23 protein-coding genes are annotated in these 22,641 nt (G+C 74.9%); 10 read left to right on the forward strand and 13 right to left on the reverse strand.

Annotated elements, in window-relative coordinates; genetic code table 11:
* Positions 1–179: 179 nt before the first annotated feature.
* The 4 genes from ACFV1L_RS26590 to ACFV1L_RS26605 all read right to left on the reverse strand — a co-directional run bounded on the left by ACFV1L_RS26590 (position 180) and on the right by ACFV1L_RS26605 (position 3,552).
* Positions 180–851 carry a response regulator gene (locus ACFV1L_RS26590; RefSeq protein ID WP_380370189.1) on the reverse strand — a complete coding sequence of 224 codons (672 nt, stop codon included), beginning with the start codon at positions 849–851 and terminating at the stop codon, positions 180–182.
* Positions 836–2,104: a sensor histidine kinase gene (locus ACFV1L_RS26595; RefSeq protein ID WP_380370190.1), complete on the reverse strand. Its 1,269-nt coding sequence runs from the start codon at positions 2,102–2,104 to the stop codon at positions 836–838. The genes ACFV1L_RS26590 and ACFV1L_RS26595 overlap by 16 nt, the downstream gene beginning before the upstream one ends.
* A 67-nt stretch (positions 2,105–2,171) precedes the next feature.
* Positions 2,172–2,696, reverse strand: a complete 525-nt coding sequence (locus tag ACFV1L_RS26600; RefSeq protein WP_380370192.1) for a hypothetical protein — start codon at positions 2,694–2,696, stop codon at positions 2,172–2,174.
* 64 nt (positions 2,697–2,760) lie between these two features.
* Positions 2,761–3,552, reverse strand: coding sequence for a DeoR/GlpR family DNA-binding transcription regulator (locus ACFV1L_RS26605; RefSeq protein ID WP_380370194.1), 792 nt, complete (start codon positions 3,550–3,552; stop codon positions 2,761–2,763).
* 123 nt (positions 3,553–3,675) lie between these two features.
* Here ACFV1L_RS26605 and galK point away from each other — a divergent pair, with 123 nt between their 5' ends.
* Complete coding sequence (gene galK, locus ACFV1L_RS26610; protein WP_380370197.1) at positions 3,676–4,821, forward strand: galactokinase; 1,146 nt, start codon at positions 3,676–3,678, stop codon at positions 4,819–4,821.
* 77 nt (positions 4,822–4,898) lie between these two features.
* On the opposite strand, the gene galT is transcribed toward galK, so the two are convergent.
* The 3 genes from galT to ACFV1L_RS26625 form a co-directional block, all read right to left on the reverse strand.
* Entirely contained in the window at positions 4,899–5,981 is a 1,083-nt protein-coding gene (gene galT / locus ACFV1L_RS26615) for a galactose-1-phosphate uridylyltransferase (RefSeq protein WP_380370282.1), read from the reverse strand.
* Between the two features lie 171 nt (positions 5,982–6,152).
* Positions 6,153–6,413: a hypothetical protein gene (locus ACFV1L_RS26620; RefSeq protein WP_380370200.1), complete on the reverse strand. Its 261-nt coding sequence runs from the start codon at positions 6,411–6,413 to the stop codon at positions 6,153–6,155.
* 192 nt (positions 6,414–6,605) lie between these two features.
* Entirely contained in the window at positions 6,606–6,761 is a 156-nt protein-coding gene (locus ACFV1L_RS26625; protein ID WP_380370203.1) for a hypothetical protein, read from the reverse strand.
* A 65-nt stretch (positions 6,762–6,826) separates the two neighbouring features.
* Here ACFV1L_RS26625 and ACFV1L_RS26630 point away from each other — a divergent pair, with 65 nt between their 5' ends.
* Positions 6,827–7,060: a hypothetical protein gene (locus tag ACFV1L_RS26630; protein ID WP_380370206.1), complete on the forward strand. Its 234-nt coding sequence runs from the start codon at positions 6,827–6,829 to the stop codon at positions 7,058–7,060.
* 73 nt (positions 7,061–7,133) lie between these two features.
* Here the strand turns inward: ACFV1L_RS26630 and ACFV1L_RS26635 are convergent, their stop codons facing one another.
* On the reverse strand, positions 7,134–7,523 hold the full coding sequence (locus ACFV1L_RS26635; RefSeq protein ID WP_380370208.1) for a DUF5997 family protein: 390 nt from the start codon (positions 7,521–7,523) through the stop codon (positions 7,134–7,136).
* 59 nt (positions 7,524–7,582) lie between these two features.
* Between ACFV1L_RS26635 and ACFV1L_RS26640 the strand changes: the two genes are divergently transcribed.
* The 3 genes from ACFV1L_RS26640 to ACFV1L_RS26650 all read left to right on the forward strand — a co-directional run bounded on the left by ACFV1L_RS26640 (position 7,583) and on the right by ACFV1L_RS26650 (position 11,823).
* Positions 7,583–8,383 carry a LysR family substrate-binding domain-containing protein gene (locus ACFV1L_RS26640; protein ID WP_380370210.1) on the forward strand — a complete coding sequence of 267 codons (801 nt, stop codon included), beginning with the start codon at positions 7,583–7,585 and terminating at the stop codon, positions 8,381–8,383.
* 121 nt (positions 8,384–8,504) lie between these two features.
* A complete protein-coding gene (pgm, locus tag ACFV1L_RS26645; protein ID WP_380370212.1) occupies positions 8,505–10,148 on the forward strand; it encodes a phosphoglucomutase (alpha-D-glucose-1,6-bisphosphate-dependent) in 1,644 nt (547 codons plus the stop codon).
* A gap of 112 nt (positions 10,149–10,260) precedes the next feature.
* The gene (locus tag ACFV1L_RS26650; protein WP_380370213.1) at positions 10,261–11,823 is read left to right on the forward strand and encodes an adenosine deaminase; all 1,563 of its coding nucleotides are present in this window, start codon (positions 10,261–10,263) and stop codon (positions 11,821–11,823) included.
* A gap of 80 nt (positions 11,824–11,903) precedes the next feature.
* On the opposite strand, the gene ACFV1L_RS26655 is transcribed toward ACFV1L_RS26650, so the two are convergent.
* The 3 genes from ACFV1L_RS26655 to ACFV1L_RS26665 form a co-directional block, all read right to left on the reverse strand.
* Positions 11,904–13,283 carry an NAD(P)/FAD-dependent oxidoreductase gene (locus ACFV1L_RS26655; RefSeq protein ID WP_380370216.1) on the reverse strand — a complete coding sequence of 460 codons (1,380 nt, stop codon included), beginning with the start codon at positions 13,281–13,283 and terminating at the stop codon, positions 11,904–11,906.
* Between the two features lie 119 nt (positions 13,284–13,402).
* Positions 13,403–15,043: an amidohydrolase gene (locus ACFV1L_RS26660; protein WP_380370217.1), complete on the reverse strand. Its 1,641-nt coding sequence runs from the start codon at positions 15,041–15,043 to the stop codon at positions 13,403–13,405.
* A 38-nt stretch (positions 15,044–15,081) separates the two neighbouring features.
* Positions 15,082–16,581, reverse strand: a complete 1,500-nt coding sequence (locus ACFV1L_RS26665; protein ID WP_380370220.1) for an APC family permease — start codon at positions 16,579–16,581, stop codon at positions 15,082–15,084.
* 204 nt (positions 16,582–16,785) lie between these two features.
* On the opposite strand from ACFV1L_RS26665, the gene ACFV1L_RS26670 reads away from it, so the two are divergent.
* Together ACFV1L_RS26670 and ACFV1L_RS26675 are read left to right on the forward strand one after the other, a co-directional pair.
* Positions 16,786–17,484 (forward strand): TetR/AcrR family transcriptional regulator, encoded by a 699-nt coding sequence (locus ACFV1L_RS26670; RefSeq protein ID WP_380370222.1) that lies wholly within the window; start codon positions 16,786–16,788, stop codon positions 17,482–17,484.
* A gap of 85 nt (positions 17,485–17,569) precedes the next feature.
* Complete coding sequence (locus tag ACFV1L_RS26675; protein ID WP_380370225.1) at positions 17,570–17,959, forward strand: VOC family protein; 390 nt, start codon at positions 17,570–17,572, stop codon at positions 17,957–17,959.
* Positions 17,960–17,974: 15 nt separating this feature from the next.
* Here ACFV1L_RS26675 and ACFV1L_RS26680 read toward each other — a convergent pair whose 3' ends face one another.
* A complete protein-coding gene (locus tag ACFV1L_RS26680) occupies positions 17,975–18,841 on the reverse strand; it encodes an alpha/beta fold hydrolase (RefSeq protein ID WP_380370227.1) in 867 nt (288 codons plus the stop codon).
* Positions 18,842–18,891: 50 nt separating this feature from the next.
* Here ACFV1L_RS26680 and ACFV1L_RS26685 point away from each other — a divergent pair, with 50 nt between their 5' ends.
* The 3 genes from ACFV1L_RS26685 to ACFV1L_RS26695 all read left to right on the forward strand — a co-directional run bounded on the left by ACFV1L_RS26685 (position 18,892) and on the right by ACFV1L_RS26695 (position 20,620).
* Positions 18,892–19,494: a TetR/AcrR family transcriptional regulator gene (locus ACFV1L_RS26685; protein ID WP_380370229.1), complete on the forward strand. Its 603-nt coding sequence runs from the start codon at positions 18,892–18,894 to the stop codon at positions 19,492–19,494.
* 65 nt (positions 19,495–19,559) lie between these two features.
* On the forward strand, positions 19,560–20,096 hold the full coding sequence (locus ACFV1L_RS26690; RefSeq protein ID WP_380370230.1) for a GNAT family N-acetyltransferase: 537 nt from the start codon (positions 19,560–19,562) through the stop codon (positions 20,094–20,096).
* Positions 20,097–20,110: 14 nt separating this feature from the next.
* Complete coding sequence (locus tag ACFV1L_RS26695) at positions 20,111–20,620, forward strand: NUDIX hydrolase (RefSeq protein WP_380370232.1); 510 nt, start codon at positions 20,111–20,113, stop codon at positions 20,618–20,620.
* Positions 20,621–21,851: 1,231 nt separating this feature from the next.
* Here ACFV1L_RS26695 and ACFV1L_RS26700 read toward each other — a convergent pair.
* Positions 21,852–22,607 carry an alpha/beta fold hydrolase gene (locus ACFV1L_RS26700; protein WP_380370235.1) on the reverse strand — a complete coding sequence of 252 codons (756 nt, stop codon included), beginning with the start codon at positions 22,605–22,607 and terminating at the stop codon, positions 21,852–21,854.
* Positions 22,608–22,641: the final 34 nt, after the last annotated feature.

The following is a 22,641-nucleotide window of genomic DNA, read 5'->3' on the forward strand; positions in this document are numbered from 1 at the left end:
GGCAGACCCCCGCCGGTCGGGGCGGTCCACCGGTCGTGGCCGAGTCCGGCCCGGGCTGCCGCCCTGCACGCCGACGCAGGCAGCGACGCCGACGCGGCCCGGTTCGGGCGCGACCCCGGTTCCTCGCCGGCCCGGAGTCCGCCCCTTCGGACGGGCCCTTCCCGCCGGTCGACGCCCCATCAGGCGGGCTCGGCCGCCGGCCGGTTGCGGTAGGCGAGGACGGCGAGGACGCGGCGGTTTCCCTCGGTCGGGTCGAGGTCCAGTTTCGTGAAGATGTTGCCGGCGTGCTTGACCACCGAGGCCTCGGTGACGGTGAGGCGCTGGGCGATGGTCTGGTTGTTGAAGCCCTCGGCCATCAGCGCGAGGACTTCGTGCTCGCGCGGGGTGAGGCGGCGCAGCGGGTCGTCGGCGGTGCGGTGGGCGAGCAGGATGCGGACGACCTCCGGGTCGATGACGGTCTGTCCGGCGGCGACGCGTTCGAGGGCGTCGGTGAAGTCGGCGACGTCCATCACTCGGTCCTTGAGCAGGTAGCCGAGGCCGCCCCGGTCGGCGGTGGCCGCGCCCAGCAGGCGGGTGGCGTAGGCGGTGGCGACGTACTGGGAGAGCACCAGCAGGGGCAGGCCGGGGTGCCGTTCGCGCAGGTGGAGTGCGGCCCGCAGTCCCTCGTCGCGGTGGTCGGGGGGCATCCGGACGTCCGTGAGGACGATGTCCGGTCGGTCCGCGTCGACGGCGGCGACCAGCTGCTCGGCGTCGCCGACCGCGGCGACCACCCGGTGGCCGAGCCGGGCGAGGAGTTCGGCGAGGCCGGCCCGCAGCAGCACGGCGTCCTCGGCGATCACGATCCGGAGCACGGCACCTCCAGGCGCAGGCGGGTCGGCCCTCCGGCGGGGCTGGTCACGGTCAGTCGTCCGCTCAGGACGGCGACCCGGTCGGCGAGTCCCTGGAGGCCCGCGCCGGCGGCCGGGTCGGCGCCGCCGCGGCCGTTGTCGGTGACGGACAGCACCAGGGTGTCGCCGTCCAGGGCGCCGTGGACGGCGATCTCGTCGGCGTGGCTGTGCTTGGCGGCGTTGGTCAGCGCCTCGGTGACGGTGAAGTAGGCGGCGCTCTCCACCGGGCCGGGCAGCCGGTGCGGCAGGTCCAGGTCGACCAGCACCGGCACGGGGTGGCGGAGCGCCAACTCGGCGACGGCGGCGGGGAGTCCGTGGTCGGTCAGGACCTGCGGGTGGATGCCGCGCACCAGGGACCGGAGCTGGTCCAGGGCGAGCCGGGCCTCGGCGCGGGCCCGGGTGACCAGGGCGGCGGCCGGGGTGTCCTGGCCGAGCAGTTCGAGTTCGGCCAGGCCGAGCGTCATGCCGAGCGCCACCAGTTGCTGCTGCGCGCCGTCGTGCAGGTCGCGTTCGATCCGTCGGCGCTCGGCCTCGAAGGCGTCCGCCAGCCGGGCCCGGGAGCGGGTGAGTTCGGCCACCTGCGCGCCGAGGTCGTCCTCCCGGACGGTCAACAGCAGCCGGGCGAGCCTGACTTGCACCCCCGCCACCAGCGCTCCGCTGTACGCGGCGACGACCAGTCCGAGCAGTCCGACGGCGCTCGCCGCGAGCCCGTCCAGCGGCCCGGAGACGGGACGGCCCGGCAGCAGCATCACGGTGTCCGGGCGCACCGCCCAGATGAACACCGGCGCGGAGAGCAGCACTGCGCAGAACCCGAGCAGCGCCGCGAATAGCAGGCCGACGGCGGTGAACACCGTCGACTGCAGAGCCGCGTAGGCCAGTTCGCGCCAGGTGGCCCGTTCACGGAGCCGGCTGCGGAGCCACCGCTCCGTCACCGTCCGGTGCGGGTCGGCGAGTCGGACCGGTTCGACCAGCCGCAGGCGGCGGCGCTCCAGCGCACCGACCGGGACGCCCAGGGCCGCCGTCGCGGCCAGGATCGGCACGCCGACGCCGACGACGGCCAGCGCGACGCCCAGCAACTCCCCGGCGAGCAGGGCCAGCAGGACGACCAGGCCCTGCACCGCACCGGTCAGCAGCAGCCCCCAGATCCGCCACGGCCACCCCGACACCAGGAACCGCAGGGGACGCTGCCGCACCGCCACCCACACCGCGACGTCCATCCGTGCCCCTCCCCCGTCCGCCCCCGACTCTACCCAGCCGCCGCGCGGGCCCCGGAGCACCGGAGCGTCAGTCCGCCGTCTCCAGTGCCGCCCGCACCACTGCCTCCGGCCCGCGGCCGAGCGGCCAGGACGTGACGGCTTCCAGGCGGCCGATCGCCCGGCTCAGCCACTCCGGGTCACCGAGCCGGTGGGCCTCGCCGTCGGCGACCGTGTTGACCATCAGCTGGGCGGTGAGCAGGAGTTGGGTGGCGGAGTAGCGGTGCGGGTGCCGGTCGAAGGTCACCGTCCGGTACTCGTACGGGTGCCGAAGCGTCAGGAAGAGGCGGCCGACCCCGGGCTTCCGGCTCCAGAAGCCGTCGAACCCGGAGGTGACCGGGAAGCCCGCCCGGTACGAGTAGCGCCCGATCTGCAGGGTGATCCCCTCCATGACGCCGGCCCAGCGAATGACCTCGCCCGGCGCGTCACCGGTGTGCGGCACCATCCCGTCCTCGCGGAACTGCACCCATCGCCCGCCCGGCAGCGCGGAGTCCCCCACCGCCCAGCGTCCGTCGACGAGTTCCAGCGGCCCGTACAGCTTTCGTCGGTTCACCATACGACCAGTCGATCACAGGGCCGGTCGGCCCGGAAGCCCGTCGGCCGACCGCGGTGGGTCCCGGTCAGACGATCAGGAGGTCGCCGCAGGATTCGGTGAGGACGGCGCGGGCGTCCGGGGGGAGGTCGTGGTCGGTGATGAAGCAGTCGACGTCGGTGAGGGCGGCGAAGCTGCTGAGGCCGACGACGCCCCACTTGGTGTGGTCGGCGACGACGACGGTGCGGTGGGCGGAGGCGATCAGCGCGCGGTTGGTCTGGGCCTCGGCGAGGTTGGGGGTGGTGAGGCCGGCGTGTTCGCTGACGCCGTGGGCGCCGATGATCAGGAGGTCGGCGTGCAGGGAGCGGATGGCCTGGTCGGCGAGGGGGCCGACGAGCGCGGCGGAGCGGGTGGGCGCACCGCCGGTGAGCAGCAGCGCGGGGGTCTCCTCGCCGCGGTCGTTGGTGTGGCTGCGCAGGAGTTCGGCGACCGGCAGGGAGTTGGTGACGACGGTCAGGCCGGGGACGTCGAGGAGGCGGGCGGCGACCGCGTAGGCGGTGGTGCCGGCCGAGATCGCGACCACGCTGCCGGGCTGGACCTGGGCGGCGGCGGCCTCGGCGAGGGCGGCCTTGGTGTCGGTCTCCAGGCCGGACTTGGCCTCGAAAGCGGGCTCTTCGGCGGTGGCGGTGCGGGCGACCGCGCCGCCGTAGACCTTGCGGACGGCGCCGGTGCGGGCGAGGGCGTCCAGGTCGCGGCGGACGGTCATGTCGGACACGCCGAGCCGGTCGACGAGTTCGGCGACCTTGACGGCTCCGTGCAGGCGAACCTGGTCGAGGATCAGCGCCCGCCGCTGGGCGGCGAGCAGTGCGCCGTCGGTCACTCGGTCCTCCGCCGGGGTGTGGGGAAGCCGCCAGCATAGTCGACCGGCGCAACGCTGTTCGGCTCTGGTGCTGTGTGTTTGAATGTGTTGAGTATCCCCATATCGTGATCGCTGGAGTTCCCGATGACCACCGACGCCGCCGCTGCCTTCGCCGCCGCCTACGGCGACTCCCCCGACGGCGTGTGGGCCGCGCCCGGCCGGATCAACCTGATCGGCGAACACACCGACTACAACGAGGGCTTCGTCCTGCCGGCGGCCCTCCCGCAGACCACCCGGGTCGCGGCCCGGCGTCGCACCGACGGCCGGATCCGGCTGACCAGCGTGCAGGGCGACGGGAGGGTCACCGAGCTGGCCCTCGCCGACCTCGCGCCGGGCGGGGTGCCGGGCTGGGCGGCGTACCCGGCGGGCGTGTTCTGGGCGCTGGCGCAGGCCGGCCGGCCGGTGGGCGGCGCGGACCTCGCGTTCACCTCGGACGTGCCGACCGGCGCGGGCCTGTCCTCGTCCGCCGCGCTGGAGTGCGCCACCGCGATCGCGCTGGACGAGTTGTTCGGCCTCGGCCTGGACGCCCCGGCCCGGGCGCTGCTCGCCCAGCGCGCCGAGAACGACTTCGTCGGCGTGCCGTGCGGGGCGCTCGACCAGATGGCGTCCAGCTGCTGCGTCGCCGGCCACGCATTCTTCCTGGACACCCGGACGCTGACCGGCCGTCAGGTCCCGCTCGACCTGCCCGCGGTGGGCCTGTCGCTGCTGGTGATCGACACCCGGGTCAAGCACGACCTGGGCGACGGCGCGTACGCCGCGCTGCGGGCCGGCTGCGAGCGGGCCGCCGGGCTGCTGGGCGTGCGGGCGCTGCGCGACATCGGCATCGAGGAGCTGCCGGCGGCCGAGGAGAAGCTGCCCGTCGAGCTGCGGCCGCTGCTGCGGCACGTGGTGACGGAGGATCAGCGGGTGCTGGACGCCATCCGGCTGCTGGACGCGGGCGAGCCGCGCGGGCTCGGCCCGGTGCTGACCGCCGGGCACGCCTCGCTGCGCGACGACTACCGGGTGTCCTGCCCGGAGACCGACCTGGCGGTGTCCGCCGCGAACGCGGCCGGGGCGCTGGGCGCCCGGATGATGGGCGGCGGCTTCGGCGGCTCGGTGCTCGCCCTGGTCGGCACCGACCGGCTGGACGCCGTCGAGCGGGCGGTTCGGGCCGCGTTCGCCGACGCCGGGTTCACCGCGCCGTTCGTGTTCCCGGCCGTCCCGTCGCAGGGTGCGCACCGGATCGCCTAGCAGGCCGGCCCACGACGAAGCCCCGCCCGGGAACTTCCCTTCCCCGGGCGGGGCTTCGCGCCGGCTGCGGCCGGCGGTCACAGCTCGCGCAGGGTGCGGGCCGCGGTCTCGGGGCGGATGTCGTTCATGAACGCGCCCATGCCGGACTCGGTGCCGGCCAGGTACTTGAGCTTGCCGGCGGTCCGCCGGACGGTGAACAGCTCCAGGTGCAGGGCGAGTTCGGTCTCGGCGGGGCGCGGCGTCTGGTGCCAGGCGGCGATGTACGGGGCCGGCTCGGGGAACAGCCGGTCGAAGCGGCGCAGCAGGTCCAGGTAGATCCGGGGGAACTCGGCGCGGGCGGCCTCGTCGAGCGCGGTGAGGTCGGCGACCCGGCGGTTGGGGTACAGGTGGACCTCGTACGGCCAGCGGGCGGCGAACGGGACGAACGCCGTCCAGTGCTCCCCCGCCAGCACGACCCGGGAGTCCTCCCGGCCGGCGGTGGCGCGTTCGGCGGCGAGCACGTCGTCGTACAGGTTGCGGCCGGTGGCGCGCAGGTGCTCGGCGGCCCGGGCGAGGGCCTGCGCGGTGCGCGGGGTGGTGAACGGGAAGGCGTAGATCTGGCCGTGCGGGTGGCCGAGGGTGACGCCGATGTCGGCGCCGCGGTTCTCGAAGCAGTACACCTGCCGGACGTCGGCGCGGGCGTGCAGGTCGGCGGTGCGGTCGGTCCAGGCGTCCAGGACCAGGCGGGCCCGCCGCTCGGTCAGGTCGACGAAGGACGCGCCGTGGTCGGAGGTGAAGCAGACCACCTCGCAGCGCCCGGTGCCGGGGGTGAGCGCGTAGGGGCCGTCCGTCCAGGGGGTGACGTGGTCGGCGGAGGAGCCGGCCAGGGACGGGAAGCGGTTCTCGAACACCGCCACCTGGTAGTCCGCGGCGGGCACCTCGCTGAGCCGGCCGTCCCGGGACGGGCACAGCGGGCACTCGTCGGCCGGCGGGTGGTAGGTGCGGCCCTGGCGGTGCGCGGCAATGGTCACCGCATCGCCGGTGAACGGGTCGACCCGGATCTCGGAGGTGCTCGCGGCCGGCTCCAGCGGGCGCGCGTCGACGGCGTCGCGAACCGTGGGCTCGGTGTCGTAGTAGATCAGCTCGCGGCCGTCGGCCAGCTTGGTCACCGTCTTGTGCACGGCGGCGCTCCCTTGAATGTCGACCATCACATCGAACATTTTCAAACATGAAGCACCGCAATGCAACATTCATGCCCTGGCGCGCCTGTCGACGTCCGCCGGAGGCTCGATGCGGGCTGTCCCGGGCGGCGGCTGGAGTCCGGCACGCACACCGGGAGAACCAGGGGGAGTTCACATGTTCAGGACCGGACGCGCGCTGCGTGCCGCCACCGTGCTCGTGCTTGCGCTGACCGCGACGGCCTGCGGCAGCAGGGGCGGCGACGGCGGCGGCGCGAGCACCGGCAGCGCCGAGAGCACCGGGGGCGCCTGGCCGGACGCCGGGCTCACGCCCGCCGCGACGCTCGCCCTGGTGGGCGAGAAGACCACCGCGGCCAAGTCCGCCAAGGCGGAGGCGACGATCCAGGTCGGCACCGCGAAGGCCACCACCGTCAAGGGCGCCCTCTCCTGGGAGCACGGCCTCAAGGGGGAACTGACCGGCGCCATGGGCGGGCCGACGGCCGAGAGCCTCGCCGGGATCGGCAGCGACGGCACCTTCACGGCCCGGTACCTCGGCGACGCCATGTACGTCGACATGGGCCCCGCCATGGCCGGCCGGCTCGGCGGAGCCCACTGGATCAAGTACGACTACGAGGAGGTCGCCAAGGTGGCGGGCGCGGCCGGCAACAGCCTCAAGAACCAGTTGCAGAACGCCGACCCGGTCGCCTCGGTCCGGGCGCTGATCGCCTCCGGCAGGGTCGCCAGGGCCGGGACGGAGACCGTCAACGGGGTCCCGACCACCAAGTACGCCGGCTACCTGGCGGTGTCCGACCTCTCCCGGGCTGCCGCCACGGGGCCCCCGGGAACAGGTGGACGAACTCCGGAAGACCTTCGTCGCCGCGGGGATCAGCGCCGAGCACATCGAGGTCTGGGTCACCGCCGACAACCTGATGGTGAAGAAGGTGGAGCAGATCCAGAGCAAGGCCGGCGAGATCAGGACGACGGCGGTCTACTCCGACTACGGCACCCCGGTCACGACCGCCGCCCCGGGCGAGGGCGACACCGTGGACTTCACCGAGCTCGCGGCCGGCACGACGGGCTGAGGCCCGCCGACGCGCACGCCCCGGGGCGGATCGTCCGTCCCGGGGCGTGCGCGTTCGATGCGGGGGGCCGCGGTTACTTCTTCTTCGGCGCCGGCTTGTCCTTGAGGCGCTGGGCCTCCTTGCGGACCTCGGCCTGGATGGTGCGCTCGCGCTGCAGCCAGTCCGGGTTCTCCTCACGGAGGGCGTCGATCTGCTCGCTGGTGAGGGCCTCGGTGACGCCGGCCCGGTTCAGGCCGGTGACGGAGATGCCGAGGCGGGCGGCGACCACCTGGCGCGGGTGCGGGCCGTTGCGGCGCAGGTCGGCGAGCCACTGCGGCGGGGTGGCCTGCATGGCGTTGAGCTCGTCGCGGGTGACGACGCCCGCCTGGAACTCGGCGGGGGTCGCCGCCAGGTAGATCCCCAGCTTCTTGGCCGCGGTCGCGGGCTTCATGGTCTGGGAGCTCTTGGGCTTGGGCGTAGTCATGGGTCCAAGGGTATAGGGAGTGCGCACCTGCCCAGGTCACGGTGGGTAGCCTGGACGGTGTGACCGAGATCGAGCAGCCCTCCGCTTCCTTCCGCCTGGTGTACGTGCCCGGCGTGACCCCGACCAAGTGGCTGCGGGTGTGGGGTGAGCGGCTGCCGGACGTTCCGCTGGAGCTGCTGCAGTCGTCGCCCGCCGACGGGCACGGCCTGCTGCTGTCCGGCGGCGCGGACGCGGGCCTGGTGCGGCTGCCGGTGGACCGGACGGTGCTGAGCGCGATCCCGCTGTACACCGAGACCACCGTGGTGGTGTTCCCGAAGGACCACTGGCTGGCCGCCGCCGAGGAGGTCGCCGTCGCGGACCTGGACGAGGAGATCGTCTTCCACCCGCAGGACGACACCCTCGACTGGGCCCGGCTGCCGGGCCGCCCGGCGTTCGAGCGGCCGGCGACCACCGGCGACGCGATCGAGCTGGTGGCGGCGAACGTCGGCGTGCTGGCCGTCCCGCAGTCGCTGGCCCGGCTGCACCACCGCCGCGACCTGACCTACCGCCCGCTGACGGGGGACGTCCCGCAGTCGCAGGTCGCGCTGGCCTGGCCGGAGGAGGCGACCACCGACCTGGTCGAGGAGTTCATCGGCATCGTGCGCGGTCGCACCGCGAACAGCTCGCGCGGCCGGGCCGCGGCCGAGCCGGCGAAGAAGCAGCCCGCCGCGGAGAAGGCCGCCGCCCGGTCCGGCAACTCCCCGGCGCAGCCCGGCGGTCGGCAGCAGAAGCCGCGCGGCGCGGCCGGCCGCCAGGGGCAGGCGCCGGGCAAGGGTCAGGGCAAGGGCGCGGCCCGGGCGAAGCGGGGGCGCAAGCGGTAGCGGACGGCCCGCCGACGCACCGCCGGCCCGGCTTCGGCCCGCGTTCCCGCAGTTGGCGCGGTGTGGCCCGCATGATGGTCGGCGGGCATCCTTGCCGTACCGACCGAGGAGAGAAGCGACCATGGTGCACGCACGGGCCGGGCAGCCGGCGCAGCCGCAGGACCTGATCGACGTCGCCCGCCTGGTGACGGCCTATTACACCCTGCACCCGGATCCGGCGGAGGTCGGGCAGCGGGTGGCGTTCGGCACCTCGGGCCACCGGGGGTCGGCGCTGAAGGCGGCGTTCAACGAGGACCACATCGCGGCGACGGCGCAGGCGATCTGCGACTACCGGGCCGAACGGGGCACCACGGGGCCGCTGTTCCTCGGCATCGACACCCACGCGCTGTCGGAGCCGGCCCGCGCGACCACGCTGGAGGTACTGGCGGCGAACGGCGTGACGGTGCTGCTGGACTCGGCGGACGGGTACACGCCGACGCCCGCGGTGTCGCGGGCGATCCTCGCGCACAACCGGAGCCTGCCGACGGCGCTGGCGGACGGCATCGTGGTGACGCCCTCCCACAATCCGCCCGCGGACGGCGGGTTCAAGTACAACCCGCCGCACGGCGGCCCGGCCGACTCGAAGGCCACCGGCTGGATCGAGCGCCGCGCCAACGAGCTGCTGGAGGCCGGCCTGACGGGGGTGCGCCGGATCCCGTACCCGCGGGCGCTGGCGGCCGACAGCACGGGCCGCTACGACTTCCTGGGCGCGTACGTGGACGACCTGCCGGCGGTGCTGGACCTGGACGCGGTGCGCTCGGCGGGGGTGCGGATCGGCGCGGACCCGCTCGGCGGGGCGTCCGTCGCGTACTGGGGCCGGATCGCCGAGACGCACCGGCTGGACCTGACGGTGGTCAATCCGCTGACCGATCCGACCTGGCGGTTCATGACGCTGGACTGGGACGGGAAGATCCGGATGGACTGCTCCTCGCCGTACGCGATGGCCTCGTTGATCGACCGCCGGGCGGACTTCACGCTGGCCACCGGCAACGACGCGGACGCCGACCGGCACGGCGTCGTGACGCCCGACGGCGGGCTGATGAACCCGAACCACTACCTGGCGGTGGCGATCGACTACCTGTTCCGGACCCGGGACGGCTGGCCGGCGGCGGCCGCGGTCGGCAAGACGCTGGTGTCCTCCTCGATGATCGACCGGGTGGCGGGCGCGCTCGGCCGGGAGCTGCTCGAAGTGCCGGTCGGCTTCAAGTGGTTCGTGGACGGGCTGCTGAACGGGACGGTCGGGTTCGGCGGCGAGGAGTCGGCCGGGGCGTCGTTCCTGCGGCGGGACGGCTCGCCGTGGAGCACCGACAAGGACGGCATCCTGCTGGCGCTGCTGGCGTCCGAGATCACCGCCGCCACCGGCCGCACCCCGTCCGAGCACTACCGCGACCTGACGGCCCGGCACGGCGACCCGGTGTACGCCCGGGTCGACGCCCCCGCCGACCGGGAGCAGAAGGCGGCGCTGGCGGCGCTGGACGCGGACCGGGTCACGGCGGCGGAGCTGGCGGGCGAGCCGATCACCGCCGTGCTCACCGACGCCCCGGGCAACGGCGCGGCGATCGGCGGCCTCAAGGTCTGCACCGAGAACGCCTGGTTCGCGGCCCGGCCGTCCGGCACCGAGGACGTGTACAAGATCTACGCGGAGAGCTTCCGCGGCGCGGACCACCTGGCGCAGGTCCAGGAGGAGGCCCGCGCCCTGGTGGGCGAGGTGCTCGCCAAGGCCTGACGTCCGGCCCCGGGCGGCGGGTTCGGGCGGAGGTTCGGGCGGCCACTCTTTCGGATGGTGCGCGCGCGACACGCGCGACCGCGTGGGGTGCGGCGGCTGACGGAGCGTCAGCATGGCGGGCATGATCTCGCTACGCCGTACCACCACCGCCGCTCTCGTCGCCTGTGCGGCGCTGCTCGCGCCGATGGCCTCCGCCCAGGCCGGGCCCCAGCTGCCCGGCGGGCGTCCGTCGGAGGGGAGGGTGGCCGCGTACCTGGACGGGATCCGGCAGGACCCGGCCCGGCTGGACGCCTTCCTGCGCCAGTTGCCGAAGGGCGGCGACCTGCACAACCACCTGTCGGGCGCGGTGTCGACGGAGCTGCTGATCCAGCTGGCCGCCGAGGACGGGCTGTGCATCGACTCGGCGACGTACGTGTCGTCCGACGGCCCGTGCCAGGGCGCGGCCCGGCCGGCGCAGGACGCGGTGACCGACCAGGCGTTCCGCACCCAGGTGGTGCGGGCCTGGTCGATGCAGGACTTCACGCCGGGCGCGGAGTCCGGGCACGACCACTTCTTCGCCACCTTCGGCAAGTTCGGCGAGGCCAGCTGGCGCCACCCGGGCCGGATGCTGGCCGAGGTCACCGACACCATGGCCGCGCAGCACCAGAGCTACCTGGAGACGATGCTGACGCCGGCCTCCGGCGGGGCGGCGGCGCTCGCGGCGAAGACCGGCTTCGACCCGGACTTCGCGGCGCTGCGGCGGAAGCTGCTGGCGGACGGCCAGGTGCAGGCGCTGGTGGACCAGGCGCGCGGCGACCTGGACCGGGCGATGGCGGAGTACCGGGACACCGAGCAGTGCGGCACCGCGCAGGCCCGGCCCGGCTGCGCCGTGACGGTGCGGATCCAGTCCCAGGCGTCCCGCGCGGCCGCCCCGGAGCGGGTGTTCACCCAGCTGCTGCTCGGCATGGAACTCGCCTCCCAGGACGACCGGTTCGTCGCGGTGAACCTGGTGCAGCCGGAGGACCACCAGTCCTCGCTGGACAACTACGACCTCCAGATGCGGATGCTGGACTACCTGCACCCGCTCTACCCGAAGGCCCACATCAGCCTGCACGCGGGCGAGTTGGCGCCGGGCCTGGCCAAGCCGGAGGACCTGCGCTTCCACATCCGCCAGGCGGTGCTGACCGGCCACGCCGAGCGGATCGGCCACGGCGTGGACGTCGCGCACGAGGACGATGCGGCGGGCCTGCTGCGCACCCTCGCCGAGCGCAAGGTGCTGGTCGAGGTGCCGCTCACCTCCAACGAGCAGATCCTCCAGGTCTCCGGCCGGGACCACCCGTTCGCGCTGTACCGGAAGAACGGGGTACCGACCGCGCTGTCCACGGACGACCCGGGCGTGGAGCGGATCGACATCACCCACGAGTACGTGCGGGCCACCCGGACGTACGGGCTGACGTACCGGGACCTCAAGGACCTGGCGCGGACCTCGCTGGAGTACGGCTTCGTCGCCGGCCGCAGCCTGTGGCGGGACCGGAACGGGTTCGTGCCGGTGCCGGAGTGCCAGGGCCGCCCGCTGGGCACGGCGCCGACGCCGCGGTGCGCGGCGCTGCTGCGGGACAACCCGAAGGCGGACCTGGAGTGGCGGCTGGAGGGTGAGCTCCGCACCTTCGAGCAGACGGTGCTGGCACAGCAGTAGCGGGGCGGGTGACGGCCCGTCGGGATGCTCCCGGCGGGCCGTCCGCGTGCGCGGGCGGCTCAGGTCCGGGGGCGGGTCGGTCAGGCCCGGCCGCTGATCCGGTCGGCGAGGGCGGCCAGCGGGGAGGTGGCGGCGTGCTCGTGGCGGTCGGCGTGCCGGTAGACGGCGTACAGGGCGTGCACGCCGAGCCAGCGCAGCGGTTCCGGTTCCCAGCGGCGGACGCGGTGGCCGACCCAGGGCAGTTCGGTGAGGTCGGTGCGGCCGCCCCGGCCGAGGTGGCGGAGCGTCAGGTCGCGCAGGGTGCGGCCGGCCAGGTTGGCGGTGGCGACGCCGCTGCCGACGTAGCCGCCGGCGAAGCCGAGTCCGGTCGCGGGGTCGAGGTCGACGGCGGCGCACCAGTCGCGGGGGACGCCGAGCACGCCCGACCAGGCGTGGTCGATCCCGGCGTCGGCCGCGGCGGGGAACATCCTCCGCAGGATCTCCCGGAGTCGGGCCACCGTTCCGGCGGGTGTGGCGCCGTCCTGGTCGATCCCGGAGGCGTACCGGTACGGGCGGCCGCGGCCGCCGAGGGCGATCCGGTCGTCGGCGGTGCGCTGCGCGTACATGTAGGCGTGCGCCTCGTCGCCGAGCACCTCGCGGCCGTCCCAGCCGATCGCCTCCCACACCTCGGCGGGCAGCGGCTCGGTGGCGATCATCGAGGAGTTCATCGGCAGCCAACTGCGCTTCTGGCCGGGGACGCCGGCGGTGAATCCCTCGGTGCAGCGCAGCACGGTGCGGGCGGTGACGGTGCCGTGCGCGGTGACGGCCCGACCGGGGGCGATCTCGCGGACCGGAGTCGACTCGTGGATCCGGACGCCCAGCCGCTCGGCGGCCCGGGCCAGGCCGAGGACCAGCTTCGCGGGGTGCACCCGCGCCCCGTGCGGCGACCAGGTCGCGCCCAACGTCCCCGGCACGTACAGCCGTTCGGCGGCCCGACCGGCGTCCAGCAGCTGCACCGGGTCGGCGCCGAAGGCCTGCTCGTGGGCGAACCGGTCCTTCAGCCGGGCGAGTTGGGCGGGCGTGGTGGCGATCTCCAGCACCCCGCCGCGGTGCGCGTCGCAGTCGATGCCCTCCGCGGCGGCGGCCCGGAGGGTCTCCGCCACCGTGTCGTTCATGGCGAGTTGGAGCCGCCGCGCCGCGTCCTCGCCGTGCAGCCGGGCGTACCGGCCGCGGCCGGCGATGCCGTTGTACAGCCATCCGCCGTTGCGCCCGGACGCCCCGTACCCGCAGAACTCGCGTTCCAGGAGCACCACGTCGAGCTCGGGTGCGGCCTGCTTCAGGTAGTACGCCGTCCACAGGCCGGTGTAGCCGCCGCCGACCACGCAGACGTCGGCCTGCGCGTTCCCGGCCAGCGGCGCCCGGCGTCGGGGCAGTCCGGTCGCCGCGTACCAGAAGGAGACGCCGCCGTTGACGGTGGTCATGGGCCTGTCCTGCTTCCGTGGTCGTGGGCGGTGGTGCCGGGACGCTGTGCGGGGCGTCCCGGACCCGGTGACGGGCACCGTGTCAGGCCTCCCCTCCCGGGCCTGACACGGTGTCCGGGTCAGGCGGCGGTGAAGACCGCGCGTCCGCCGACGTAGGTGCGCAGGACGCGGGTGTCGGCGATCTGCTCGGCCGGGGCGGCGAACGGGTCGCGGTCGAGCACGACCAGGTCGGCGAGGTGGCCGGGGCGCAGGACGCCGGTGTCGTCGAGGCGGTTGAGGTGGGCGGTGCCCGCGGTGTAGGCGGCCAGCGCGGTGGCCAGGTCGAGGCGCTGCCCGGGCAGGAAGACCGGCGTGCCGGGGTCGGCGCCGGGTTCGCGGCGGTTGACGGCGACGTGCAGGCCGTCGATCGGGACGGCGCTGGAGACCGGCCAGTCGCTGCCGGCGGCGAGGGTGGCGCCGCTGCGCAGCAGGTCGCCGAACGGGTACTGCCAGGCGGCGCGTTCGGGCCCGAGGAAGGGGATGGTGAGCTCGTCCATCTGCGGTTCGTGGGCGGCCCACAGCGGCTGGATGTTGGCGGTCGCGCCGAGCGCGGCGAACCGCGGCACGTCGTCGGGGTGGACGAGTTGCAGGTGGGCGAGGTGGTGCCGGTTCCCGCGCCGCCCGTTCGCGGCGATCGCCGCCTCGACGGCGTCCAGCGCCTCCCGGACGGCGCGGTCGCCGAGCGCGTGGAAGTGCACCTGGAAGTCGAGCGCGTCCAGGGCGGTGACGTGCGCGCGCAGCGCGAGCGGGTCGACGAAGCTCAGGCCGGAGTTGCCGGTGGCGCAGCCGCAGCCGTCCAGGTAGGGGCTGCTGAGGGCGGCGGTGAAGTTCTCCGCGATGCCGTCCTGCATGATCTTCACCGCGCCGGCCCGGAAGCGTCCGTGGCTCAGCCTCTCGCGCCGGCCGACGAGTTCGGGGATCTGCTCGGCGCCCCGCTCGCGGTCCCACCAGAGCGCTCCGACCACCCGGGCGGTCAGCGTGCCGTCCTGGGCGGCCGTCAGGTAGGCGTCGGACGGGTCGGGGTTGCCGCCGAACTCGCCGAGCAGGGCGTCCTGCCAGGCGGTGATGCCGAGCGAGTGCAGCATCCGCTGGGCGCGGAGCAGGGCGGCCAGCCGGTCGGCGGCGGTGGCCTGCGGGGCGTGCTTGCCGACCAGGCCGCAGGCGCCCTCCTGGAGCATGCCGCTGGGGGTGCCGTCGGGTTCGCGTTCGATCCGCCCGTCGGCCGGGTCGGGGGTGTGCCGGGTGAGCCCGGCGGCCTCCAGGGCGCGGGTGTTGGCCCAGGCGCCGTGGTGGTCGCGGTTGGCCAGCAGCACCGGGCGGTCGGGGACCACCCGGTCGAGCAGCTGGCGGGTGGGCAGGCCGCCCTCGAAGCTCTCCATCGACCAGCCGCCGCCGGTGATCCACTCCCGTTCCGGGTGGGCGGCGGCGTACTCGCCGATCAGCCGCAGGTAGTCGTCCACGCCGACGGTGCCGGTGAGGTCGCAGGCGGCCATCTCCAGGCCGCCGTACACCGCGTGGATGTGCGCGTCCTGGAAGCCGGCGATCAGCAACTTGCCGTGCAGGTCGACGACTTCGGTGCCGGGTCCGATCAGCTCCCGGACCTCGTCGTGGCCGACGGCGGTGATCCGCTCGCCGGTGACCGCCAGGGCGGTGGCCCGGGTGCGGGCGGCGTCGCCGGTGTGGATCGGCCCTCCGGTGAAGACCAGGTCGGCGCGGGTCATCTGCGGTGCTCCTTCGTCGGGGTGCAGGTGGGGTGGGGTCACGCCGGGTCCGCCTCGGCGGCGGGTGCGCCGGAGGTGAAGTACGGCGAGCGGCGGCCCCAGCGCGACCAGGCGGCGGCCAGCACGCCGGAGCCGATCATCAGGAGCGGCACCGAGAGTTCGAACCAGCCGTTGTCCGCCGCGAGTTCGAAGTGGTCGGCGGAGTCGTAGAAGGTCCAGGCGAGGTAGCCGCCGACCAGCAGCAGCACCGTCCCGCCGAGCAGCGGGGCGACCACCGCCTTCAGCGCCTCGGCGAGGTCCTCGCGCAGCAGGTGCCGGAAGCGCACCGCGGAGGCGATCGCCACCAGCGCGTAGTACAGCGCGACGACGATGCCGATCGCGTTGACGGTCGCCGAGATCAGCTGGGTGACGGTCGGGATGACCAGCGACAGCGTCGCCAGCGCCAGCGCGATGCCGGTGATCAGCCAGGTGGCCGTGGACGGGGTGCGGTGGCGCGGGTGCAGTCGCGTCCATGCCCGGCCGAGGGTGCCGTCGCGGCCCATCGCGAGCGCGCCGCGCGCGGTGGGGATGACGGCGGCCTGCAGCGAGGCCGCCGCCGAGCAGGTGAGCGCCACCAGGGGCAGTGCGGCCAGCGGCTGGTGGGCCAGCCGTTCGGCGAAGTAGGCCAGGCCGGTCGCCCCGTTGTCGGCCAACTCGTCGAGCGGGAGCACCCGTTGGAAGGCGGTTCCGGCGAACAGGAAGAGTCCGAGCATCAGCACCAGCGACCACAGTCCGCCGCGGGTGGCGTCCTTGGGGTCGTGCACCTCCTCGCCGACGCTGAACACCGACTCGAAGCCCCAGTAGCAGAACACCGCGAGCACCATGCCCTGGGCGAGGGCGCTCAGCGACGGGATCTCGAACGGGTCGTACCAGGACAGGCTGAACGGCTGGTCGCCGGCGATCAGCCCGTACCCGCAGAACGCGACCAGCACCGCGTACTCGAAGATCAGCAGGTACTTCTGCAGAGCGGCCGCCAGGTCGAGCCCGCGCACCGCGACCACCGTCGCGGCCAGCAGCACCACCATGCCGATCAGTGTGCACTGGACGCTGGAGTCCGGGTCCAGCTCCACGCCGGGCAGCGCGTGCAGCCCGGCCTTCGCGGCGAGTTGGACGAGCGCCGAGCCGGTCACCGTCGTCGTGTACGCCATGAAGACGATGGTGGTGAGGATGTTGACCCAGCCGGTCAGGAAGCCCAGCCACGGGCTGAGCACCCGCCCGACCCAGCGGTAGGAGCTGCCCGCGTCCGGCTCGACCCGGTTGAGCCGGCCGTAGCCGCAGGCGATGCCGAGCACCGGCAGGAACGCCAGCAGCATGATGGCCGGCAGGTGCAGGCCGACGACGCCGGCCATCAGGCCCAGGCCGATGCCGATCGAGGTGGTGGCGGCCGTGGAGGACGCGGCGATCACCACCACCGCGCCGACACCGACCGATCTGCGCATCGCGTCCGGCGCCGGGCCGCTCTTCGGGACGGGGCCGCCGTCCTCGACCGTCGCTGCCAAGGGATCACCACCGATTCAGTCGTGGGGGAACGCCCGTGCGGCGGGCGCGAGTCGGGGAGGGCCGGCCCGGGGGGCGCGGCGGGGCGACGGGCCGCGGAGCGTGCGGCACGCCGGGGTGGGGGTACCGGCGGGAGCGCCGGTGGCACGCCATGAAACCCGCGCCCCGCTTCACACGTCAATGCCGTTGTCGTAAGCTCGGCGACCATGACCGACCGAGTGGTCCCCGAGACCGAGCGCCGCCGCCGGCGCCCCACCAAGCAGGGCACCGTGCTCTCCGAGCGCGTCATCGTCGACACCGCGCTGCGCCTGGTCGGCCAGCACGGCGCGCAGGCGTTCACCGTCCGCCGCCTCGGGGCGGCGCTCGGCGCGGACCCGAGCGCGATCTACCGCTACTTCCACAGCACGGACGACCTGCTGCTCGCCGTCGCCGACGAGCTGATCGGCCTCGGGCTGCACGGCTGGCGGCCGACCGGCGACTGGCGGGCGGACCTGCGCGAGGTCGGGCTGCGCATCCACGCCCACTCGCTCGCCCACCCGCAGGCCGCCGTCCTGGCCGCCTACCGCACCACCGGCCGCGCGAACGAGATCCGCGCCATCGAGACCATGCTCGGCATCCTCCGCGACGCCGGCTTCCCCGACCCGGACGCCGTGGGCCTCTACCACGCGTTCATCGACCAGGCCCTCGGGTTCGCCGTCCTGGACTCCGCGGCCCTCGCCCTGCCCGCCCCCGCCCGGCGCGCCGACCTCGCCGTCTGGGACACCGCCTACCGCACCGTCGACCCCGCCACCCATCCCCACATCGCCGCCACCACCGACCTGCTCGCCGCCGACATGCGCCGCAGCGCCTACCCGCTCGCCCTCGACCTCCTCCTCGACGCCGTCGCCGCCCGCCTCCCCGGCTGACCGGCCGCCCCGGCGTGCCGCCGCCGGCCGGGACGCCGCCGGGCCGTAGGGTCGGAGCGGACGGCCAGGCGCGGAGGGCGGCGGGATGCGGATCTACATCACCTCGGTGTTCGTCGAGGACCAGGAGAAGGCGCTGCGCTTCTACACCGGCGTGCTGGGGTTCGTGAAGAAGCACGACGTGCCGCTGGGCGGCGGCGCCCGCTGGCTGACGGTGGTCTCCGCGGAGCAGCCGGAGGGCACCGAACTCCTGCTGGAGCCCTCGGGCCACCCCGCCGTTCCGCCGTACAAGGCGGCGCTGGTGGCGGACGGCATTCCGGCGGTCTCGTTCGCGGTGGACGACGTGCAGGCGGAGTACGAGCGGCTGCGCGCCCTCGGGGTGGAGTTCACCCAGGAGCCGACCCGGACGGGGCCGGTGACCACGGCGGTGTTCGACGACACCTGCGGCAACCTGGTGCAGATCGTCCGCACCCCGTAGCCGGGTGACGCGCCGTCAGGCCGCCGTCCGGGCCAGGATCCGCCGGGCGACCAGCGCGGGCGCGTCCATCGGCAGCGCGTGCCCGGCGCCGGGGACGACCTCCACCCGGGCGGTGGCGGGCAGCACGCGGGCGATCCGGGCGGCGACCTCGGCGGAGTCGTGCAGGGCGCTGCGCGCGCCGAGCAGGAACAGGGCGGGCAGGTCGATCCGCCGCAGTTCCTCGTCGCCGAGCACCGGCGGGACGGGCAGGGCGCGGCGGAAGCCCACGGCCGCACGGGTGAGCTTCATCAACTCGTCCTCCAGCACCGCGCCGTTGCCGACCGCCCGGGCCAGCCGGGGGCGCAGGGCCCGGGGTGCGCTCGCGGCCAGGCCGCCGGCGATCAGCCAGGCGTAGAAGCGGAACCCGAAGCCGTTGAACCCGGCCGGGTCGAGCAGGGTCAGCGCGCCGACCCGCCCCGGGTGGTGCAGGCGGTGCTGCAGGGCGACCCAGCCGCCGTACGAGCAGCCCACCAGGTGAACGTCCGTCAGGTCGAGTCCGGTGAGCACGTCCTCCAGCCAGCGGGCCGCGTCCGCGCCGTCGGCGATCGGTGCGCGCTGCACGCTGGCGCCGGGTTCGCCGATCGGGTCGACGGCGAACACCGGGTGGCGGGCGGCCAGTTCGGGCAGCTGGTGGTGCCACATCAGGCCGTTGCCGCCGGAGCCGGGGAGCAGCACGATCGGCCGTCCGGCCCCGGGGCCGGCGCGGTGGACGCGGGTGGTGCCGTGGGCGGTGGAGACGTCGACGGCGGTGCGCGGGCCGGGCAGCAGCGCGGCCAGGGCGTGGTCGTAGGCGGCACGGAAGCGGGTGGCGGACCGGGCGTTCCTGAACTCGCTGATTCGCATGGTACATCTGTATCACGGCATGATACGGGTGTACCAGGGAGGCCGGATCAATGAACGCGAAGGTCGAGCACGAGGAGCGCCGGCGGCAGATCGCCGAGGCGCTGCTCCGGATCGCCGACACCCAGGGGCTGCAGTCCGCCAGCATGCGCGCCGTCGCCGCCGAGGCCGGCGTCTCGCTGCGGCTGGTCCAGTACTACTTCGAGACCAAGGAGGGCCTGCTGCTGGACGCCCTGGCCCGCCTCGGCGCCCAGCTCCAGGGCCGGATGGCCCGCTGGATCGCCGCCGCCGGCAGCCCGCCCACCCCGCGCGCCCTGGTCACCGCCGTCCTGGCGTGCATCCTGCCCACCGACGCCGAGAGCCGGCGCATCGCCCGCACCTACACCGCGTACTACGCCCTGGTGCTCAACGACCCCGAGGCGCTGGAGAAACACGGCACCGGCCAGGCCGACCTGCTGGAGTCCTTCCTCGCCGAGCAGCTGCGCGCCGCCCAGCGGGACGGCTCCCTCTCCCCCGCCCGCGACGCCGGGATCACCGCCGCCGGCCTCGCCGCGCTGGTCAACGGCCTCGGCCAGAGCGTCCTGGGCGGCCAGCGCGACGGCGAGGCGGCCCTCGCGATCCTCACCCACCACCTCGACGAGCTCTTCGCCTCCTGACGGTCCGTCAACGCCCGGGCGGTCCTCCCACCGACCGGCCGCACCGGCTGCGGTAGGTTCCCGACATGACCGATCTCGGACCCGTCGCCTGGCCGCCCGCCCCGATCCGCACCGAGCGCCTCGTCCTGCGGGAGCCCGAGGCGCGGGACCGGGCGGCGATCATCGGGCTGTTCACCTCGCCGGAGGTCTGCGCCTTCCTCGGCGGGGCCCGCCCGCGCGAGGAGTTCGAACGGACCGTGCCCGAGACGCCCCGGCGCCGGCCCGGCCTGTTCGTGGTCGACCTCGACGGCGCGATGATCGGCATGGTCACCCTGGACCGCCGCCCCTCGACCCGGCCCGGCCACCTCCACCCCGAGGCCCAGGAACCCGAGCTCAGCTACCTGTTCGCACCGCCGGCCTGGGGCCACGGGTACGCCACCGAGGCCTGCACCGCCGCCCTCGGCTGGGCCGCCGAAGCCCTCCCCGGCGAGCCCGTCGTCCTCTGCACCCAGATCGCCAACGGCGCGGCCCTGCGCCTGGCGACCAGGCTGGGGTTCACCGAGGTCGACCGCTTCCGGGAGTTCGGCGCCGAGCAGTGGTTCGGCGTCCGGCTGCCCGCCTGAGCCCGCCCGCCGCCATGGCCCTGCACCTCCGCCGCACCTCCCGCGTCCTGCTGCTCGACGACCGCGACCGCCTGCTGCTGCTCTGCGGCCGCGACCCGCGCCGGGACGGCGCCCGCTGGTGGTTCACCGTCGGCGGCGGGATCGAGGACGGCGAGGACGCACTCGCCGCGGCCGTCCGGGAGGTTCGCGAGGAGACCTCGCTCACCGTGCCCGCCGACCGGCTGGGCCCGCTCGCCTGGACCCGCCGCACCCGGTTCAGCGTCGACGGCCGCCGCTTCGACCAGACCGAGGAGTACCGCCTGCTGCGGCTCACCGCCGCCGAGGCGGCGGCGGTCCGGGTCGCCACCGAGGAGGCCCGCTACGGCCACCACTGGTGGAGCGTCGAGGAGTTGGCCGCCACCGACCGCACCGTCCGCCCGCGCCGCCTGGCCCACCACCTCGCCGCCCTCCTCCGCACCGGCCCCGGCCCGGCGCCCCTCCACCTGGGCGACTTCGACGAGGACAGCGACCCGGACCCCGGCTGAACCGCTGCACGGAGGGCGGGAGCCGACCGGCCGGACCGGCGGTCGGCGACGGCGCAGACCACGGCCGCCGTCGCCAGCAGCGCCGCCGCCGCCCGGAGCAGGCCGCTCTCCGGGTACGTGTCCGTGACGGCGTGCAGCGCGCCGTACCCGGCGACCAGGCCGGCCGTCGCGGCGACGGCCAACGGCACCGACGCGGAACGGACCTGACGGTCCCCCAGGGCGGCAGCGGCCGCGAGCAGTCCGGCCGCCGCCGCCACCCGCGGATCGGCGAAGCCGAGGCCGTACCGCACCGCCAGGGCCGGCACCAGGAACAGCACCAGCCCGCGCCGCAGCACCACGGTGAGCGCGGCCGTGCTCGGGCCGACCGTCCCCGGGTCGGCGGGCCGTCGGCTCCCGGTGACCGCCAGCACCGCGACCCACCCCACCAGCTCGGGCCAACGGGTGCGCAGATGCGCCGAGTTGTACAGCAGGGCGGTGTCGTAGACCACCATCACCAGCCCGCCGAGCGCCCACAGCGAGACGGCGAAGTGCAGCAGCCCGACCGGCCCGGGCCGGTGCTCGGGCCCCCGGTCGCGGCGGGCGAGCGCGAGGACGAGCGGCGCGGTGACGGCCGCGGAGCCGGCACGGATCAGCACGTCCTGGACGGTCCACGGGTTGCGCAGCGCCCACTCCACCACGCCGAACACCGCCGTGTACGAGAGCGCCGCCGCCCATACCGGCGGACCGGACCCGAACACCGCCCGGTACAGCGCCGGGCTGAGCCGCCGCAGCACCGTCCCGTACGCGAACAGCACGAACGGCAGCTCCAGGAACGCCTGTACGCGCAGCACGCTCGGCCCGAACAGCCGGGGTGCCGGCATCCGTTCGGCCAGCGCCCGCACCACCGGACTCCCCACCGGCTGGTCGAACCACCCGGGCGGCAGGTACCGCGCCACGAACGACGCGTCGCCGCCGTGCACCCTCACCACGTAGGCCGCGCACAGCAGTTGGTTGACGTAGACGGCCGCGACCACCACTGCCAGGCCCACCGCGGGCCGCACCGTCCGGCCGCGCCGCTCCGGCGCACCCCGTCTCAGCGCGCGCGGCCCGAACCACAGCCCGGCGGCGGTCGAGAGGACCACGGCGGCGTCGATGGACAGGGTGGTGCGGTTCATCCACCGGATCCTACGGACCGACCGACCGCCGCTCCGGGCCGCCCGCCACCCGGGGCGGACGGCCCGCGGCGGTGGCGTCAGTTGTGCAGGAAGCCCTCCAGGGACGCCGCGAGGGCCACCGGGGTCTCGTACATCGGGTAGTGGCCGCTGCCGGCCAGTTCCTCCAGTTCGGCGTTGGGGTAGTGGGTGAGGAAGGTGCCCCGCATCACGTCGGCGGTGAGGGCGAGGTCGTGCTCGCCGACGATCACCTTGACCGGCACCGGGTTGCCGCTGACCCGCCGCTCCAGGTCGGCCGTCGCCCAGTCGCGCAGGTAGCCGCCGAAGGCCTCGGGGTCGGACTCCCGGAGCGACTGCTCGACCATGCGGTCCAGCCAGACCCGGCCCGCCCGCCGGCCGGTGACCAGGTCGAGGATCGCGAAGCGCTTCTCCCGGTCCTCGGCGGCCCCGTGGAACAGCGCCTCCCCGGCCTCGTCCAGCGGATACGCCCCGGCCGGCACGGGCGCCAGCCCGACCAGCTTGCGCACCCGCAGCGGCGCCTCGGCCAGGACCTGCTGGGCCGCCTTCCCGCCCATCGAGTGCCCGACCAGCGAGAAGCGCTCCCAGCCGAGTTGGTCGGCCAGGGCAAGCGCGTCGGCGGCGATCTCGGCGAGCGTGTACGCGCCCCGGACGTCCTTGCGCTGCCCGTAGCCGCGGTAGTCCAGGAACGCGTAGCTGAAGGCGTCGCCGTCGAGGTAGTCGAGGAACGGGCCCCAGCCCGCGCTGGTGCCGAACCAGTCGTGCAGGACCAGGACGTGGTGGTCGCCGGTGCCGGTCGAGCGGTGAGGGATCGTCATGCCCTCCGTCGTTCCCCGCGGACGGGCGCCCCGA

Source organism: Kitasatospora sp. NPDC059646 (assembly GCF_042734615.1).
GTDB lineage: Bacteria > Actinomycetota > Actinomycetes > Streptomycetales > Streptomycetaceae > Kitasatospora.

Bases quoted from the DNA above. Each gene is read 5' to 3' on its own strand.
- ACFV1L_RS26595 (WP_380370190.1), bottom strand. From the start codon at position 2,104: ATGGACGTCGCGGTGTGGGTGGCGGTGCGGCAGCGTCCCCTGCGGTTC.
- ACFV1L_RS26600 (WP_380370192.1), bottom strand. From the start codon at position 2,696: ATGGTGAACCGACGAAAGCTGTACGGGCCGCTGGAACTCGTCGACGGA.
- galK (WP_380370197.1), top strand. From the start codon at position 3,676: ATGACCACCGACGCCGCCGCTGCCTTCGCCGCCGCCTACGGCGACTCC.
- ACFV1L_RS26635 (WP_380370208.1), bottom strand. From the start codon at position 7,523: ATGACTACGCCCAAGCCCAAGAGCTCCCAGACCATGAAGCCCGCGACC.
- pgm (WP_380370212.1), top strand. From the start codon at position 8,505: ATGGTGCACGCACGGGCCGGGCAGCCGGCGCAGCCGCAGGACCTGATC.
- ACFV1L_RS26650 (WP_380370213.1), top strand. From the start codon at position 10,261: ATGGCGGGCATGATCTCGCTACGCCGTACCACCACCGCCGCTCTCGTC.
- ACFV1L_RS26655 (WP_380370216.1), bottom strand. From the start codon at position 13,283: ATGACCACCGTCAACGGCGGCGTCTCCTTCTGGTACGCGGCGACCGGA.
- ACFV1L_RS26660 (WP_380370217.1), bottom strand. From the start codon at position 15,043: ATGACCCGCGCCGACCTGGTCTTCACCGGAGGGCCGATCCACACCGGC.
- ACFV1L_RS26670 (WP_380370222.1), top strand. From the start codon at position 16,786: ATGACCGACCGAGTGGTCCCCGAGACCGAGCGCCGCCGCCGGCGCCCC.
- ACFV1L_RS26675 (WP_380370225.1), top strand. From the start codon at position 17,570: ATGCGGATCTACATCACCTCGGTGTTCGTCGAGGACCAGGAGAAGGCG.
- ACFV1L_RS26680 (WP_380370227.1), bottom strand. From the start codon at position 18,841: ATGCGAATCAGCGAGTTCAGGAACGCCCGGTCCGCCACCCGCTTCCGT.
- ACFV1L_RS26685 (WP_380370229.1), top strand. From the start codon at position 18,892: ATGAACGCGAAGGTCGAGCACGAGGAGCGCCGGCGGCAGATCGCCGAG.
- ACFV1L_RS26690 (WP_380370230.1), top strand. From the start codon at position 19,560: ATGACCGATCTCGGACCCGTCGCCTGGCCGCCCGCCCCGATCCGCACC.
- ACFV1L_RS26695 (WP_380370232.1), top strand. From the start codon at position 20,111: ATGGCCCTGCACCTCCGCCGCACCTCCCGCGTCCTGCTGCTCGACGAC.
- ACFV1L_RS26700 (WP_380370235.1), bottom strand. From the start codon at position 22,607: ATGACGATCCCTCACCGCTCGACCGGCACCGGCGACCACCACGTCCTG.